Source organism: Pseudomonadota bacterium, assembly GCA_030860485.1.
Classification (GTDB): Bacteria; Pseudomonadota; Gammaproteobacteria; order JACCXJ01; family JACCXJ01; genus JACCXJ01.
The window spans coordinates 1-14715 of record JALZID010000160.1 but is presented as its reverse complement, the minus strand read 5'-3'; the positions used below and the strand labels follow the sequence as shown (position 1 = coordinate 14715).

General features: G+C 65.0%; 14 protein-coding genes and 3 pseudogenes. 6 read left to right on the top strand and 11 right to left on the bottom strand.

Features of this window, described 5'->3' with window-relative positions:
- Window positions 1–162 precede the first annotated feature (162 nt).
- From M3461_08815 to M3461_08780, 8 genes and pseudogenes are all read right to left on the bottom strand, one after another.
- Window positions 163–294: pseudogene (locus M3461_08815) on the bottom strand (methyltransferase domain-containing protein).
- Window positions 295–370: 76 nt separating this feature from the next.
- Window positions 371–538, bottom strand: a complete 168-nt coding sequence (locus tag M3461_08810) for a hypothetical protein (GenBank protein MDQ3774441.1) — start codon at window positions 536–538, stop codon at window positions 371–373.
- 383 nt (window positions 539–921) lie between these two features.
- Window positions 922–1707 (bottom strand): 3'-5' exonuclease, encoded by a 786-nt coding sequence (locus M3461_08805; protein ID MDQ3774440.1) that lies wholly within the window; start codon window positions 1705–1707, stop codon window positions 922–924.
- Window positions 1708–1788: 81 nt separating this feature from the next.
- A complete protein-coding gene (gene cysM, locus M3461_08800) occupies window positions 1789–2709 on the bottom strand; it encodes a cysteine synthase CysM (GenBank protein MDQ3774439.1) in 921 nt (306 codons plus the stop codon).
- Between the two features lie 420 nt (window positions 2710–3129).
- Window positions 3130–3394 (bottom strand): annotated as a pseudogene (locus tag M3461_08795) (IS1634 family transposase).
- 474 nt (window positions 3395–3868) lie between these two features.
- Window positions 3869–4600, bottom strand: a complete 732-nt coding sequence (gene pgl, locus M3461_08790) for a 6-phosphogluconolactonase (protein MDQ3774438.1) — start codon at window positions 4598–4600, stop codon at window positions 3869–3871.
- Window positions 4597–5255: pseudogene (locus M3461_08785) on the bottom strand (NADP-dependent phosphogluconate dehydrogenase). Before M3461_08785 ends, pgl begins: the two are co-directional and overlap by 4 nt.
- 288 nt (window positions 5256–5543) lie before the next feature.
- Window positions 5544–5714 (bottom strand): hypothetical protein, encoded by a 171-nt coding sequence (locus tag M3461_08780; GenBank protein ID MDQ3774437.1) that lies wholly within the window; start codon window positions 5712–5714, stop codon window positions 5544–5546.
- A 474-nt stretch (window positions 5715–6188) separates the two neighbouring features.
- Here M3461_08780 and trkA point away from each other — a divergent pair, with 474 nt between their 5' ends.
- Together trkA and M3461_08770 are read left to right on the top strand one after the other, a co-directional pair.
- Window positions 6189–7589, top strand: a complete 1401-nt coding sequence (gene trkA, locus M3461_08775) for a Trk system potassium transporter TrkA (GenBank protein ID MDQ3774436.1) — start codon at window positions 6189–6191, stop codon at window positions 7587–7589.
- A 76-nt stretch (window positions 7590–7665) separates the two neighbouring features.
- Window positions 7666–9123: a TrkH family potassium uptake protein gene (locus M3461_08770; GenBank protein MDQ3774435.1), complete on the top strand. Its 1458-nt coding sequence runs from the start codon at window positions 7666–7668 to the stop codon at window positions 9121–9123.
- Window positions 9124–9138: 15 nt separating this feature from the next.
- Here the strand turns inward: M3461_08770 and M3461_08765 are convergent, their stop codons facing one another.
- Window positions 9139–10161 (bottom strand): sodium:calcium antiporter, encoded by a 1023-nt coding sequence (locus M3461_08765; GenBank protein ID MDQ3774434.1) that lies wholly within the window; start codon window positions 10159–10161, stop codon window positions 9139–9141.
- Window positions 10162–10526: 365 nt separating this feature from the next.
- Here M3461_08765 and M3461_08760 point away from each other — a divergent pair, with 365 nt between their 5' ends.
- From M3461_08760 to M3461_08750, 3 genes are read left to right on the top strand one after another with little or no spacing between them, the layout of a single operon-like run.
- Window positions 10527–10784 carry a hypothetical protein gene (locus tag M3461_08760; protein MDQ3774433.1) on the top strand — a complete coding sequence of 86 codons (258 nt, stop codon included), beginning with the start codon at window positions 10527–10529 and terminating at the stop codon, window positions 10782–10784.
- 58 nt (window positions 10785–10842) lie between these two features.
- Window positions 10843–11748 carry a DUF692 domain-containing protein gene (locus M3461_08755; GenBank protein ID MDQ3774432.1) on the top strand — a complete coding sequence of 302 codons (906 nt, stop codon included), beginning with the start codon at window positions 10843–10845 and terminating at the stop codon, window positions 11746–11748.
- The gene (locus tag M3461_08750) at window positions 11739–12536 is read left to right on the top strand and encodes a DNA-binding domain-containing protein (protein ID MDQ3774431.1); all 798 of its coding nucleotides are present in this window, start codon (window positions 11739–11741) and stop codon (window positions 12534–12536) included. The genes M3461_08755 and M3461_08750 overlap by 10 nt, the downstream gene beginning before the upstream one ends.
- Window positions 12537–12627: 91 nt before the next feature.
- On the opposite strand, the gene M3461_08745 is transcribed toward M3461_08750, so the two are convergent.
- Complete coding sequence (locus tag M3461_08745; protein MDQ3774430.1) at window positions 12628–12915, bottom strand: Plug domain-containing protein; 288 nt, start codon at window positions 12913–12915, stop codon at window positions 12628–12630.
- A gap of 293 nt (window positions 12916–13208) precedes the next feature.
- Here M3461_08745 and M3461_08740 point away from each other — a divergent pair, with 293 nt between their 5' ends.
- Window positions 13209–13373: a hypothetical protein gene (locus M3461_08740; protein MDQ3774429.1), complete on the top strand. Its 165-nt coding sequence runs from the start codon at window positions 13209–13211 to the stop codon at window positions 13371–13373.
- 148 nt (window positions 13374–13521) lie between these two features.
- Here M3461_08740 and M3461_08735 read toward each other — a convergent pair whose 3' ends face one another.
- A complete protein-coding gene (locus tag M3461_08735) occupies window positions 13522–14469 on the bottom strand; it encodes an IS5 family transposase (protein MDQ3774428.1) in 948 nt (315 codons plus the stop codon).
- Window positions 14470–14715: the final 246 nt, after the last annotated feature.

Genomic DNA, 14715 nt, shown 5'->3' with positions numbered 1-14715 from the left:
TGTTCCACCTCGGTGGTGTGGGCGACAACTTGCCGAGCTTTCGCCACCAGTTCTTCGTCGATTCGTCGTGGTCTCGCCATCCAACCACTGTGCCATATTTAGTCTCATCTTGAAAGCACAATAGAATCAGATCGCACGACAAAAACGCCGTGTTTTCGTGCGGTTGCGCCGGGCGTTTTCCCGTGCCCGCTCGACGAGCCGCCGATCGCCCTCGACCCCCACCACCTCGCCGGCCCGGCGGGCGAGCAGCAGGCTGAAATTCCCAAGCCCGCAATAGAGGTCGAGGACCCGATCGCGCCGGTCCGGTGTCAAGGCATCCACGCCGGAGACCGTTACCCGTCTCTGGCCAGTTACCGTCTGCCGGGCGAGATCAGATCCAGTTCCAGCCGAACGACTTCATACAGGTCAATGCAGCGATCAACCGTGCGCTGGTCGCAAACGTCAGCCGGGCACGGCGCCGATAAGCCCAGGGCTCGGCGGCGACGGGCTCGAGCCGGCGCGCTGGGCGCAGGCCGCCGATGTGCGCGAGCTGCGCCATCAGCACGCCCTCTTTTATGACGGAGCTGGGCCTCGGGTGCCAGGTGTTGCAGGCTGCAGCCGCCGCACAGCCGGAAGTGTGCGCAGCGCGGCGCTACACGCTCGGGCGACGCCGCCAGGAGCGCCGTGGCCACACCCTCGTCGTGGCCGCCGCGGCGCTTGAGGTAGCGAAATGTGACCTGTTCGCCGGGCAGGGCGCCGTCGATGAAGACGGTCTTGCCCGCAATCCGCGCCACCCCGCGTCCCTCCGCGGACAGGGAATCTATCCGGGCCTGTGGCGAGGCGGTGGGTGCTGCGATCGTCACGGCTCTGGGGCGCACGCGTGCGCCCGTACCTCCGTCGTGTGGCGGCGGAGTGGCTGCATGGGTAATTGGCGTCCGCAGCTCAGGCCGGGCCCGCGTCCCACGCGCTCAGGAAGGCGCGGAGATGCGGGCGGGGCTCCTGCTCCAGCGCCTCGCGCAGGGTGCGGCAGGCGAGATCGTAGCCCTCGCGGGTCTGGCGCCCGCGCATCAACTCGTAGCGCAGGTAGATGAGGTAGGTGTTGAGGACATCGGTCTCGCAGTAATCGCGGATCGACTCGATATCCCCGGAGCGGAAGCGCCCCCACACATCCGCCCCGGTCACGCCGAGCTTGCCCGGTAGACCGAGGAGGGTCGCGATGTCGTGCAGGGAGGCATTGGCGCGCGGCTCGTAGCCGGCCAGAACGTCCATGAGATCGGTGTGGCGCTCGTGGAAGCGGTTCAGATAATTGTTCCAGCGGAAGCCCGGCTCGCTCTCCCCGATCTCCCAGTACCGGGGTCCGGAGACGCCGTGGATGAGCGCCCGATAGTGCAACACCGGGAGGTCGAACCCGCGACCGTTCCAGGACACGAGCAGTGGGGTGTAACGCTCGATGCCCTCGAAGAAGCGCTGGATCAGCTCGTGCTCGCCCGAGCCCGGCTCGCCCAGCGACCAGATATGCAGCCTGCTGTCGGTGCGCAGGACCAGCGAGATCGCGACCACGCGTTGGAGGTGGTGGCGCAGGAACTCGCCCTTGCCGCCGGTCTCCTGGGAGCGCTTGGCGTGCATGACATGGGCGACCTCGTCGTCATCGAGATCGCCGAGGCCGTACAGCCGGCGCCCGCCGGCGACGTCGGGCACCGTCTCGATATCGAATACCAGTACGTTCACGGGACGCCCCGATGTGCTAGTTCGGCCGCAGAGGGCCTAGGCCTTCGCGGCGCTGCCGCGTACTCGCTGCCCCAACTTTCGTTACGCAGGGAACAGGTTGGTCGACAGATAGCGATCACCTCGGTCACAGATGATGACCACGATGATGGCGCCCCGCACCTCGTCTGCAAGCCGGAGCGCGGCGGCGACGGCCCCGCCCGAGGACACGCCGGCGAAGATCCCCTCGCGCGCGGCGAGCGCCCGGGTCATCGTCTCGGCTTCGTCCTGGCCCACGTCGATGACCCGGTCGACCCGCTCCGGCTGATAGATCCTGGGCAGGTAGGCCTCCGGCCAACGCCGGATCCCGGGGATGCAGGCCCCGCTTCTGGGCTGCACGCCGACGATCTGGATGGACCGGTCCTTCTCCTTCAAGAACCGCGACACGCCCATGATGGTGCCGGTCGTACCCATGGAGCTGACGAAGTGTGTGATGGCCCCATCGGTGTCGCGCCAGATCTCGGGCCCGGTCCCGTCATAGTGGGCGCGCGGATTATCCGGGTTCGAGAACTGGTCCAGGATGCGCCCGCGCCCTTCCCGCGCCAGATCCAGTGCCCGGTCGATGGCCGCCTCCATGCTGCCCGCGGCGGGTGTCAGCACGATCTCGGCGCCGAAGGCGCGCATGGCGCCGCGCCGCTCCAGGCTCATGTGCTCGGGCATGACCAGCACCATGTGGTAACCCTTGATGGCGGCCGCCATGGCGAGCGCGATCCCGGTATTACCGCTGGTGGCTTCGATCAAGGTGTCTCCGGACCGGATCTCGCCACGCTCCTCCGCACGCCGGATCATGGACAGGGCCGGTCGGTCCTTGACCGAGCCCGCGGGGTTGTTCCCCTCGAGCTTGGCGAGCACCAGGTTGTCTGCGGCCACCGGCAGGCGCTGCAAGCGCACCAGCGGGGTATTGCCGACGAACTCTTCCAGGGTCGGGGCGTCGAGCCCCGGGGTCATTGGAACCGGATAGGCCATCGCCCGATCTTACTGGATCTCGGCGAGCCATACACGGAATTGGAGTCGCATGCGGGTGCAGTTCTGCGGGAGCTAATCGATCGCTGTTCCAACTCAGTTGTCCGCATTGCTTCGCTAATGGCCCTGTGGCACGAAAAGGCTCGATTGCGCACGGACGCACCCACGCCACCTGTGTGCGTGTGATTGCCCTCTTGATGATTCAGGCTGCTCACTTAACAGGCTGCTGAAAAACTCGATTTATGATGCGAGATAAAGGAGCTTCTGGCAGTGGCACCGATCAGATCGGTAAACCTGATCGAAGAGGTGCCCCTGCGATGCGCGCTTTGGATACACGACAAGAAGGCATGTTCTCTTACGTCTCGCCAGAATCCCGCATTCCGAAGGATCATCCGCTGCGACCAGCGCATTCTTCTTCACCTGCGCGTAGTCTGCACCCAGCAGATTGGCCATCGCGGTTTGCTCAAACCACAATCGGTGCAGGCGCCATTCGCTGCCGGGATCGAGCAAGCGGTACACCACCAGTGTCTGCGGGATGTGTCGCCAACGGGTGCCTTCTCGAATATCCGGCAGGCGTGCTTGCCAGAAGTGATCAAGCCCGAGTTGCTCGTACAACCGGCAGGCAAGCCAGCAGGCACCCCATTGCCGCGGCCCGATGCAATTGCATCGCGTCCAGCCGCACCTGGACGCTATAAGTCTTGGCGTGTTCGGGTACCTCGCGCTCGGCGGGAAATAACGCGAGTTGCGTGCTCTACACTACAGCCAATTTGAAACTCCACCCCGAGTGTTTATGCGCCTTCCCGAAGTGTAAAACCTCGAAAACTCGGCATTTCTCGAGATGAGCTGAGAAAGATGGGCTAGGGCCATGCGGACTAGAGCTCCGTCTGGTTTAGTTAGCGCTCCACATCGGTGTGGCCAACGGCCGCTATGGGGCCTTGCGCCGTGGGTCTGCAATTGGCCGAAAGCAGTCAATCTCGGCTGCGGCCTTGGCAGGTCGCATCAACGGCCTGGCAAATCAATCCAGCACGCTCAGATCTCAGGTAGCGGGGTCTATGGTTGCGCGGGCGCCGAGAACCCTGCTGCGTCGGCGATCGGCCTTCGGATGGCGATCTTTCGCGATCGCCATGACAGGTTTTTCAGACGGCATTCACGGCATGCCCGCCTATACGGCACGCCGTCCCAGTAACGCAGACTCAACCAGAACATCGACGCCGCTCGCGAGCCGGATCGCACCCGCTGGCAGCTGCTCGCCAGCGCGCCAGCGTGCGACCGCACTGCGCTTGGCTTCGCCTTCGACCATGAACAGCACCTCGCGCGTGCGGCTCAACCGCGCCGCGCTGAGCGACACGCGCTGCGGCGGCGGCTTCGGCGCATCGAACACGGCCAGCGCATCCGGCGCGCTCGCTGCGACACCCCAGTCGCGGCCGGGAAACAGGCTGGCGGTGTGGCCGTCCTCGCCGAGGCCGAGCAGCACCAGGTCGAAATCGCCGACGCCGCGCAGCGTTTCCGCGTAGGCGAGCGCCGCCGCACTCGCGCCGAGCTCGGCGGGAATCGCGTGCACCTGGTCTTGTGGAATCGGCGCGCGATTGAGCCAGGCATCGGCTGCCATTCGGCTATTGCGCTCGGCGTCGTCCGCCGGCAGGCAGCGCTCGTCGCCGAAGTACACCTGCCAGCGCGACCAGTCGGTGGCCGCAGTGCGCAGCATCCGGTAGATGCCGCTCGGCGTGTTGCCGCCGGCGAGCAGGATCAGGAACCGGCCGCGCCGTTCGATCGCGCGCGCGGCGGCGTCGAGGATGTGCCGGTACGCGATCTGCCGCAGCGCCGCGGCGTCGGCGCCGCCAATCCAGCGCACGCTGCCGGGGCCGGCATTGTCCTGCGTGTCCGTGGCGCTCATTCCTTCTTGATCGCGTGCCCGCCGAACTGGTTGCGCATGGCCGCGAGCAGCTTGTCGGAGTACGAATCCACGTCGCGCGAGCGCAGGCGCCTCGATCGGCGACAGCGTGATGACCGGCGCGGAAACCTCGAGGTCGATCGCCTCGGCCACGGTCCAGCGCCCTTCGCCGGAATCCTCGACGTAAGGAGCGATCCCTCGACGTAAGGAGCGATCCCGGTCATCGCCGGATTCTTTTCCAACGCCGCCGCCGTGAGGTCCAGCAGCCAGGAACGCACCACGCTACCGTCGCGCGAGATTTCGGCGACCTGGTGCAGGTCCAGCCCGAACTCGCGCTTGTGGTACAGGATGGAGAAGCCTTCGGCGTAGGCCTGCATCAGGCCGTATTCGATGCCGTTGTGAATCATTTGGTGAAGTGGCCGGAGCCGCTCGGCCCGACGCGCCCCCAGCCGTGGTCTCGCGCGGGTGCCAGCGTCTCGAAGATCGGCCGCAGACGCTCGACCACTGGTGCGTCGCCGCCGATCATCGTGCTGTAGGCCTAGGCGAGCCCCCACACGCCCCCGCTGGTGCCGCAGTCGACATAGTGGATCTGCATCGAAGCGAGCATTTTCGCGCGGCGCAGCGTGTCCTTGTAGTTGGAGTTGCCGCCGTCGATGACCGCGCGGCGAGGCAATCGGGGTCCGCCGGCCGGTCGAAGAGACCCAGGAGCCGCAGCACAGCCAGTTGGCGCATGCCTTCCTCGCGGCCCTGCGCAAGCCAATTCTCGTAGGCGCCCATGACGCGGAAAGCGTGGCCGCCCTGCACGGCGGCGTCGGCCTTATCGAAGCGCACGAGCGACCGCTTGCGGATGTCGCCGCGACGGGCGCGGCAGAGGAAGCTCCCGAGGAGTTGCAGGGTAAGGGCGTGGCCGTCCATCTCCTCGCTGGCGTCTCCTCGCTGGCGTCTCTTAGCTCTTGGTCGTCGGCTTGGTCCCCGCGGCGCCGGCGCGCTTCGCGCCGGCATTCCAGAGCACGGCGGCGCCCGACTCGGGGACGAGGTGTTCGAGCTCCCACTCGAGCGCGGTGCTCGTCTGGAAACCGCACAGATCGGTGATGGGCTCGCGGTGGTAACCACGCATAAAGCGCTTGCCGTAACGCACCTGCGCGACTGGGCGAGCGTGACTAGCAAGGCCTCGATGGCCGGGTCCTGGAGCCGGCCTTCGAGGAAACCGCCGGGCGGGGGCTGGAGCGGTTCGACGCCGTCCAGCAGGAGCAGCGTCCGTTGCTCGGCGGAGCCGGCCGATGCGCTGGCCTTTGGCCTTTGGCGCGAGCGGCTGCGCCGCTCCCATTCCTCGTCGTTGCGAAAGACCCCCGCCCTCCTTGCTCTCTCTGGCCAAGAAGGAGGCCCCATGGGGGCTCGGTCTGGCGATCGCGACCTCCCCTGCGTATCGGGGCAAGGGTCAGGGTGGGGGTGACGCGCCTGAGCGGGCGGTCAGGCGCCGAGTTTCCCATCGGCCCGACCGACAGGGAATCGTGCGGCGCCAGCGCCTATGCTACAGTTCGCGCCGCCGCGGAGCCCCAGCGGGGGTCCGGGTCGCGAAAGGGGAGGAGGGATGAGAGTTCTGATCCTGGGGGGGGGACGGGTCGGATCGGCGATCGCCGAGAGCCTGATTTCGGAGCGCACCGACATCACCGTCGTCGATACCGACGACGCGCGCTTGAAATTCCTGGAAGACCGTTACGACCTCGGCACCGTGTGTGGTGATGCCTCGCACCCCTCGGTGCTGGAACGCGCCGGGGCCATGGACGCCGAGTTGCTCCTGGCGATGACCAGGCGGGACGAGGTCAATCTCGTGGCCTGCAAGCTCGCCGCCACGCTGTTCCATACCCCCACCCGGATCGCCCGCATCCGCGCCGCCGATTTTCTCGATCGGCCCCAGGTCTTCAGCGTGGACAACTTCGCGGTCGATGTACCCATCTGCCCCGAACAGATCATCACCGAATACATCGCCAAGCTCGTCACCTACCCCGAGGCCTTGCAGGTCCTCGATTTCGCCGCGGGCCAGGTACAGCTGGCCGCCATCCGGGCCGTTGACGGTGGGCCGCTGGTCGGGCACGAGCTGAAGGACCTCAGGACCCACATGCCCCAGATCGATACCCGCGTGGCGGCGATCTTCCGCGCCGATCGGCCGCTCATCCCCGAAGGCAACACCGTGATCCAGGCCCAGGACGAGGTGTTCTTCATCGCCGCCAAGGCGCATCTGCGCGCGGTCATCGGCGAGCTCCGGCGTATGGACAAGCCCACCAAGCGCATCATGATCGCCGGTGGCGGTAACATCGGGCGGCGGCTTGCCAAGGCCCTGGAGCAGCACTATCAGGTGAAGCTCATCGAGGTGGACAAGCGCTGCGCACAGAGCCTGGCGGACGAGCTCGACCACACACTGGTCCTCTGTGGGGACGCCACCGATGAAGAGCTCCTGGTGTCCGAGGGGATCGCCGACATGGATCTCTTCTGCGCCATCACCAACGACGACGAAGACAACATCATGTCCTCGCTCCTGGCCAAGCGCCTGGGTGCGCGCCGGGTCATTGCCCTCATCAACCGCGGCAGTTACGTCGACCTGCTGCAGAGCGGGCAGATCGATATCGCCATCTCCCCGGCCCAGACCACCATCGGCACGCTCCTCGCCCGCGTGCGGCGCGGGGACGTGGTCGCGGTACACAGCCTGCGGCGCGGCGCCGCCGAGGCCCTGGAGATCGTCGCGCACGGCGATTACGACTCCTCGCGCGTGGTCGGGCGGTGCATCGACGAGATCCCGCTGCCCAAGGGCGTCACGATTGGGGCGGTGGTGCGCGGGCTGAACGCCCTAGCGGATGGGGGCGAGCCCAAGGTCCTCATCGCCCACCACGACATGGTCATCGAACCCGACGACCACGTGATCGTCTTCGCCGTACACAAGACCCTGGTGCCCAAGGTCGAGAAGCTCTTCGAAGTCGCCATCAACTATATCTAGCCCATCGACTACGTCTGGCCCATCCACTACTTCTAGCCCGACTATATCTGGCCCAACTACATCTAGCAGGCTCTCGATGAAGCGACTCTTGAGGGTCGCACATGTGCTCGGGCTCGTCATCGCGCTTTTCGGGCTCGGCATGGTGCTCCCCATCCTGGTGGCGTGGATCCATGGCAACGATGCGGCGGGCGCCGTATTCGTAGAGGCCCTGGGCGGGACCATCGCGTGCGGGTTGCTCCTTTGGCTATGCACGCGCCGTTATCGGGCCGATCTCCAGGTCCGCGACGGGTTCCTGCTGGTGGTCCTGGTGTGGACCGTGCTCCCGGTGTTCGCGGCCCTGCCGCTGCTCCGCTACCTGCCGGGGCTCAGCTTCACCGATGCCTATTTCGAGTGCATGTCCGGGTTGACCACGACCGGCGCTACCGTGCTTACCGGCCTCGACAGTCTGCCGCCCTCGATCAACGTCTGGCGGGCGCAGCTGGTGTGGCTCGGGGGCATGGGGATCATCGTGCTGGCGGTGGCGATCCTCCCGCTCCTCGGTGTCGGCGGGCGCCAGATGTTCAAGGCCGAGACGCCGGGACCCATGAAAGAAGCGCGCTTGACACCGCGCATCACCGAGACCGCACGTGGTCTGTGGATGATCTACACGGGGATCTCGTTCGCCTGCCTCATGTCTTATCACCTGGCCGGGATGAGTTGGCTGGACGCCCTGATCCACGCCTTCAGCACCATGGGGCTCGGGGGCTTCTCCAGCCACGATCAGAGCTACGGGTATTTCGACTCGCCCGCGATCGAGGCGGTCGCGATCGTGTTCATGCTCATCGCCGGGATGAACTTCGCGACCCATTTCACGGTGTTCCGCAACTGGAATGCCGAGCCCTACCGCGACGATCCGGAGGCGGGTTGGTTCGTGTTCATCACCGTGGCGAGCATCTTTGGTATCGGGACCTATCTGTGGGCTCAGGGAGCCTATGATGGATACGCCACGGCCCTGCGCTATGCCTCGTTCAACACGGTCTCGCTCGCGACCACGACGGGCTACGCCAGCATCGACTACAACGCCTGGCCGGTGTTCGCACCGCTGTGGATGCTGTTCCTGTCGAGCTTCGTGAGCTGCTCCGGTTCGACCGGCGGGGGCATCAAGATGATCCGGGCCATAGTCCTCTACAAGCAGGTGTTCCACGAGATGGTCCGGACGGTACACCCGAATGCCATCTCGCCCATCAAGCTCACGAGGCATCCGGTGCCCAACAACGTGGTGTTCGCGGTGCTGGCCTTCGCGTTGGTGTACGTGGCCTTGATCGTCGTGATGACCTTGGCCCTGACCGCCCTGGGCCTCGATGCCGTGAGTGCCTTCACCGCCATCGTTGCCTGCATCAACAACACCGGACCCGGCCTGAGCCAGGTCGGGCCGGCGACCACCTATGCGGTGTTGACGGACTTGCAGACCTGGGTGTGCAGCGCCGCCATGCTGCTCGGGCGGCTCGAGCTCTTCACCGTGCTCGTGGTCCTGACCCCGAGCTTCTGGCGCTAATCCAATAATAAGCGCTCAAAGCCCGAGCATGAGGATCAGGTAGGCAACGTATAGCGCTCCGTTCACCATAAGGTCCCAGATGCGGAAGTAACCGGCGAGGAGCAGGATCCGCAGCCACAGCGCCGCCAATAGGGTGATCGCGATGCCCACCAAGACCTCAACGCGGAGGTCCCACGGCGTCAGCAGGATCCCGATGGCGGGAAGGATGGTGCCCTGGAACACCATGGCGCCGGTGATGTTGCCAAAGGCCAGGGTATCTTTGCGGCGGCGGATCCAGAGGATGCTGTTGACCTTCTCGGGCAGCTCGGTCGCGATCGGGACGATCAGGAGCGACAACAACAGGGCCGAGACACCGAGCGCCTTGGAGACCGCCTCGATGCCGTGGATGAAGCCCTCCGCCCCGGCGATCAGGAGCGCGAGCCCGAACAGGATCTGGAGCACGATCACCGCCATGTGGTCGGGCAGCCCGAGGCGGCACAGGAGCATCTCGGTGTGGGCCTGCGTCCCATGTCCGTCCCTGACGAGCTGGGCCGACACCTCCAGGGTCAGCATCACGTAAAAGAAATAAAGGAGTACCAGGGTGCTCCCGAGGAACGCACGCAGGGTCATGAAATAGTGAGGCTCCCTGGGGAGAAACAGGACGCTGGCCGCGATCACAAAGGCCAGGAGAAAAAAGTTCAGGTCGCGCGATATCCCAGTGCGCTCTGGGGTCAGCTCGCCCGCAAGACCCCGCTGGCGGATGACGGAGAGGCTCATGAGACCGAGCGACAGCGTCGAGAGCATGAGAGGCGCACCGAGGATCGCGCCCACGCCGATCTCTTGATTGATTTGCGCGGACTCGGTCCCCGCGAACAGGGCGAGCAACGGCACCATGCTCTCCGGCATGGCGGTCCCGACGGCGGCGAACAGTGACCCGGTCACCCCCTCCGAGATCCGCAGCCGCTCACCGAGGTGCTCGAGGGCATTGGTGAAGACCTCCGCCGCCACCAGGATGAGGACCAGCATTGCGCAGAGTTGCAAGGCCATCGTGATTTCCATGCGGGATGTTCTCTCTCGTGTTGGTCATAGCGGGAACGCCGAGCGCGAGCCGACACCCGCAGGGCGGCTCGCTCCCGGGTCGCGACGGCTATAGGATATAAGCAAATCGATGGGAGTCGAGCAAAGCGGCACCGGTGCGGCGCGTTGAACTTCCCGTGGCAGGTAGGGTCGGATAGCAAAGTTTGGCGGCTTCCTCCAACGACCGCTCGGGGGGACGGTCGGGGCGCCAAGGCGGGGACAGAATCACCGGGCTCAGGGCCGAGCACCGGCGCAACGGGGGCACCCGTGCCCCGGTTGACCACCATGGGCCATGGGGGACAGGAGGTCGAACCCCGGGCCGGTTCCATCTACGAGGAGACTCCAAAATGATTAATACCAAGGGTTTGATGTTGGCGACGGCGGCGGCGGCATTGTTTGCGAGCGGTGCGAGCCTGGCCCAAGAGACCCCGGCCGCCGGGGCCGAGGCCAAGGTCCACTGCGGTGGGGTCAATGCCTGTAAGGGCAAGTCCGAGTGCAAGACCGCAACCAATTCCTGTAAAGGCGAGAACAAGTGCGCCGGTCAGGGATGGATGGCGATGACGAAGGCCGACTGCGAGGCCAAGGGCGGTAAGGTCGTCGAGTAAGGCACGGTCGGAGAGGCGCTCGGCGGGGCGCGACGTGCCCCGCCGAGCCTTTCCCGTCATGACCGAGACCTCCGCTTTGTTGACCCCGCACCTGGGCTTCGGCCTCGGCCTCCGTAAGGAACACTACGAGGCGGTGCTCGCCGACCGGCCACAGATCGCGTGGTTCGAGGTCATCACCGAAAACTACCTATTGGATCGCGGTCTTTTGGGCGGCGGCAAACCCCTCGATTACCTCGACCGCATCCGCGTACACTACCCCATGGCCATGCACGGGGTGTCGCTGTCCATCGGCGGGACCGATCCGCTCGATTGGGGATATCTCAAGGCGCTCAAGGCGCTCGCCGTACGCATCGAACCCATCTGGATATCGGATCACCTGTGCTGGACCGGGGTGGGCGCGGTCAACCTCCACGACCTCATGCCCCTGCCCTACACCGAAGAGGCGGTACGACACGTCGCCGGGCGTGTCCGGGCGGTGCAGGAGTTTCTCGGCCGGCGCATCCTCCTCGAGAACGTGTCAAGTTATTTGAGCTATTACGCCTCGCAGATGAGCGAGTGGGAGTTTCTCTGCGCCGTGGCCGAGGAGGCCGACTGCCTTATCCTGCTCGACATCAACAACATCTATGTGAGCGCGGAGAACCATGAGCTCGACCCACGCATTTACCTTGCAACCGTCCCGGTCGAGCGCGTGCAACAGTTCCACCTTGCCGGGCATCGCGACCTCGGCGACTACCGCATCGACACCCACGACGAGCCCATCTGCGATCCGGTGTGGGACCTCTATCGTGAGGCGGTGAGGCGTTTCGGGACGGTCACGACCATGATCGAACGCGATGATCACATCCCACCGCTCGCCGAGTTGTTGACGGAGCTCGGGCACGCCGAGCGCATCGCCGCCGAGGAGACGGTTTCGGATGCACGCCCTGAGGCCCTGGATCGATCGGGCAACCGGGCATGGGCCTGAGCAGGGATCCGGCACCTCTACGGGAGGTCCAGCAGGCGATCCAGTCCTACGTCTTGCGCGGCGATCCGGACGCTGAGTCGCGGGTGCTCTCCACCTCCCGGGTCGATGCGCGGACGCGTCTCGATATCTATGCCAAGGGGTACCGCCTGCGCCTCCTGGAGGCGCTCGAAGAGGACTTCCGGGCGGTGCGGGCCTTGATAGGGGAAGGGGCATTTCAACGCCTCGCCGAGGGCTACATCGATGCCCACCCCTCGGCACATTTCTCCCTGCGCTATTTCGGCCGACACCTACCCAGCCATTTATCCCAGGGGGAATATTCGGCAAGCCCCTGGCTCTTCGAACTGGCGAGCTTCGAGTGGCTGCTGGGCGAGGCCTTCGATGCCCCCCGTGCCACGCTCGTGACCCCCGAGGCGCTGGCATCGGTCCCCCCCGCGAGCTGGCCGCACATGGGGTTTACCCTCCATCCCTCGGTGCGGCGCATCGAGCTCGCCTGGAACGTGACCCGGATCCGGCAGGCCGTCGAGTCCGCAGAGCCCTCGCCGGCGCCCGAGCGCTCAGAGGTCGTCCTCCCCTGGCTGGTGTGGCGGCAGGAGCTCATGACCTATTACCGTTCGCTGGAGCCGGCCGAGGCCATGACCCTCGACCGAGCCCGTGAGGGGGCCACCTTCGGCATCCTCTGCGAGGATCTCTGTCAATGGATGGCCGAGGACGAGGTCGCGGCCCGTGCCGCGGGTTTTTTGCGGCGTTGGGTCACCGACGGGCTGGTGACGGCAGTGCAGGTGGCTTGAAAACGCGTCGGCCGCCACGCCACGAGCGACCTGCACGGCGGGCCCGCCCGCGAGTGGCTTGTTGCCCGATCTTACGAATCACTAAGTCGCATTAGCTCCCGCCCTCCCGTCTTCCACTCTGCGTTCGGCCCGGGCTTTCGCGTGGTGAAAAGCCGCACCAGGCCGGTGTGCCGGAGCGAGGGGAAAGGGTCCGCCCACGACCCGGCGCAGAGACGAAGACGACCGCGACCCGCTCCAGGGCCTCGACGAGCGGCGAGCGGTGTAAGAACCCAGCACCGGGGCTGTACAAGGGCATGTCATCGATGGTGACGGGACCAAAGCCCGCTGTGGTCCCGCGCACGAAGAGCGTCGTCAGGGCTCCCCGCGAGGAAGAGCGCATGTATGCCGGCGCGCCCGCTCAGCACGGCGGTCAACTCGCGCTTGCCGGAGCGCAAGAGCTCGGTGGCTCCGTCCACGGTCCACGAACACCCACTCCACATTCGCCGGCTGACCGCTGAAACGATCTGGTCGATCCACTCGAAACACGAAGTTGACCGCACCCGCGGGCTTCTCTTATGCGCGTGATGAAGTGAACATCGCCGAGGAGGCCGCCCTCGATGGCCTCTACGTCGTCTGCACGAACGTGCAAAAGGCAGAGATCGACACCGAGGAGCGTTTCGCAGCTACAAGACCGTGGACCTCAAGGTCCGCCCCATCTACCATTACTTGGCCGAGCGGGTCCGTGCCCACGTCTTTCTCTGCATGCTCCCCTATTATGTCGAGTGCCATATGCGGCAAGCCCTCGCGCCAGTCTTGTTCCGCGATGACGATTACCTCGAAGCCTTGCAAGCTTCCTGAGATCCCAGATAAGGAAGCTCTGAACAAGTAAGCAAAAATGGTTGCGCAGCATGCATACGAATCAATTTCAGACGGAAACGCGGCCGTGAGGCCCGTTTTTCATCGTTTAGGGGGCCATTTTCGCCCCGTTTGCCATACTGCAGACACACTACGCCCCCGACAGTCGCCAAAACCGCCGGCGCATCAAGTACAGATTGGTCAGCGCACAGGTGACGAACAGGCGGTGTGCGTTCTTCGTCAACCCCTTGTAGCGGGTCTTCGCGAAACCAAAGATGCGCTTAATGATGAGGAAGGGATGCTCAACCTTGGCGCGCACGCTGGACTTGGTTCTGTTCTTCGCCCGTTCTTCCTCATCCACCGTATCCTTGTAACGGTAGCGGCGGTTGGTGAAGTCTTTCGCCTTGGGGGCATGTCTTCGGATAACTTCGCCCTGCCGCTGATACGCGGAGTCGCCCCATACGAGGGTCTCTTCCCCGTGCAAGAGGTCCGGCAAGCACACCGAGTCATGCACATTGGCCGCTGTGGCAGCCACCGCGTGGATGACCTTGGTTTGACTGTCCACGCCGATGTGGGCTTTCATCCCGAAATACCACTGATTGCCTTTCTTGGTCTGGTGCATGTCCGGATCGCGGCTCTTGTCCTTGTTCTTGGTCGAGGGTGGGGCGCTGATAATCGTGGCATCGACGATTGTGCCGATGCCGATCTTGATGCCCTGGCGCTCCAAGTACGCATGCACCTGCTGAAACAGCTTCTCGCCCAACCCATGGGCTTCCAGCAAATGCCGGAAGCGGAGCACCGTGGACTCATCCGGCACGGGCATCTCTCCGAGGTCGATGCCCGCAAACCGGCGCATCGAGGACGAGTCGTACAGCGCTTCCTCCGCGCCCGGGTCCGAGAGATTGAACCACTGCTGCAGAAAGTACACACGCAGCATCATTTCAAGCTCCTTCGGCGGACGACCGTCCCCGGCCTTCGGGTACACCGGCTCAATCAATGCGCACAGCTCACACCACGGCACGATGCGATCCATCTCGGTGAGAAACTTCTCCCGCCGCGTGGTCTTGCTGTACTTCTCAAAGCCCGTGCCCAGTGTCATCTGCTTCTCATCGTCGTCCTCGGCTGTATTCGGTGCGCCTATCGATCAGATCGTGGACTTTTGCAGAGGTTCCTTAACAGTCGGCCATCCGCGCCCAGTGGACCCGCTGCATAGCGCGCCGCATCGGCTTCGCACCCATGTCCATAGGCTCGCGGGCGAGATCGGCGAGCGCAACGTCTATCATCCTCAAGCGCTGGACGCCGCCGCTGCCTACATCAGGGGGGAGTGGAGCGCCCAGGGTTACCC

What these genes read in the sequence shown, in the direction of transcription:
- M3461_08810 (MDQ3774441.1), bottom strand. Translation starts at nt 538, where the DNA reads ATGGCGCAGCTCGCGCACATCGGCGGCCTGCGCCCAGCGCGCCGGCTC.
- cysM (MDQ3774439.1), bottom strand. Translation starts at nt 2,709, where the DNA reads ATGGCCTATCCGGTTCCAATGACCCCGGGGCTCGACGCCCCGACCCTG.
- pgl (MDQ3774438.1), bottom strand. Translation starts at nt 4,600, where the DNA reads ATGAGCGCCACGGACACGCAGGACAATGCCGGCCCCGGCAGCGTGCGC.
- M3461_08780 (MDQ3774437.1), bottom strand. Translation starts at nt 5,714, where the DNA reads ATGCGTGGTTACCACCGCGAGCCCATCACCGATCTGTGCGGTTTCCAG.
- trkA (MDQ3774436.1), top strand. Translation starts at nt 6,189, where the DNA reads ATGAGAGTTCTGATCCTGGGGGGGGGACGGGTCGGATCGGCGATCGCC.
- M3461_08770 (MDQ3774435.1), top strand. Translation starts at nt 7,666, where the DNA reads ATGAAGCGACTCTTGAGGGTCGCACATGTGCTCGGGCTCGTCATCGCG.
- M3461_08765 (MDQ3774434.1), bottom strand. Translation starts at nt 10,161, where the DNA reads ATGGAAATCACGATGGCCTTGCAACTCTGCGCAATGCTGGTCCTCATC.
- M3461_08760 (MDQ3774433.1), top strand. Translation starts at nt 10,527, where the DNA reads ATGATTAATACCAAGGGTTTGATGTTGGCGACGGCGGCGGCGGCATTG.
- M3461_08755 (MDQ3774432.1), top strand. Translation starts at nt 10,843, where the DNA reads ATGACCGAGACCTCCGCTTTGTTGACCCCGCACCTGGGCTTCGGCCTC.
- M3461_08750 (MDQ3774431.1), top strand. Translation starts at nt 11,739, where the DNA reads ATGGGCCTGAGCAGGGATCCGGCACCTCTACGGGAGGTCCAGCAGGCG.
- M3461_08745 (MDQ3774430.1), bottom strand. Translation starts at nt 12,915, where the DNA reads ATGCGCTCTTCCTCGCGGGGAGCCCTGACGACGCTCTTCGTGCGCGGG.
- M3461_08735 (MDQ3774428.1), bottom strand. Translation starts at nt 14,469, where the DNA reads ATGACACTGGGCACGGGCTTTGAGAAGTACAGCAAGACCACGCGGCGG.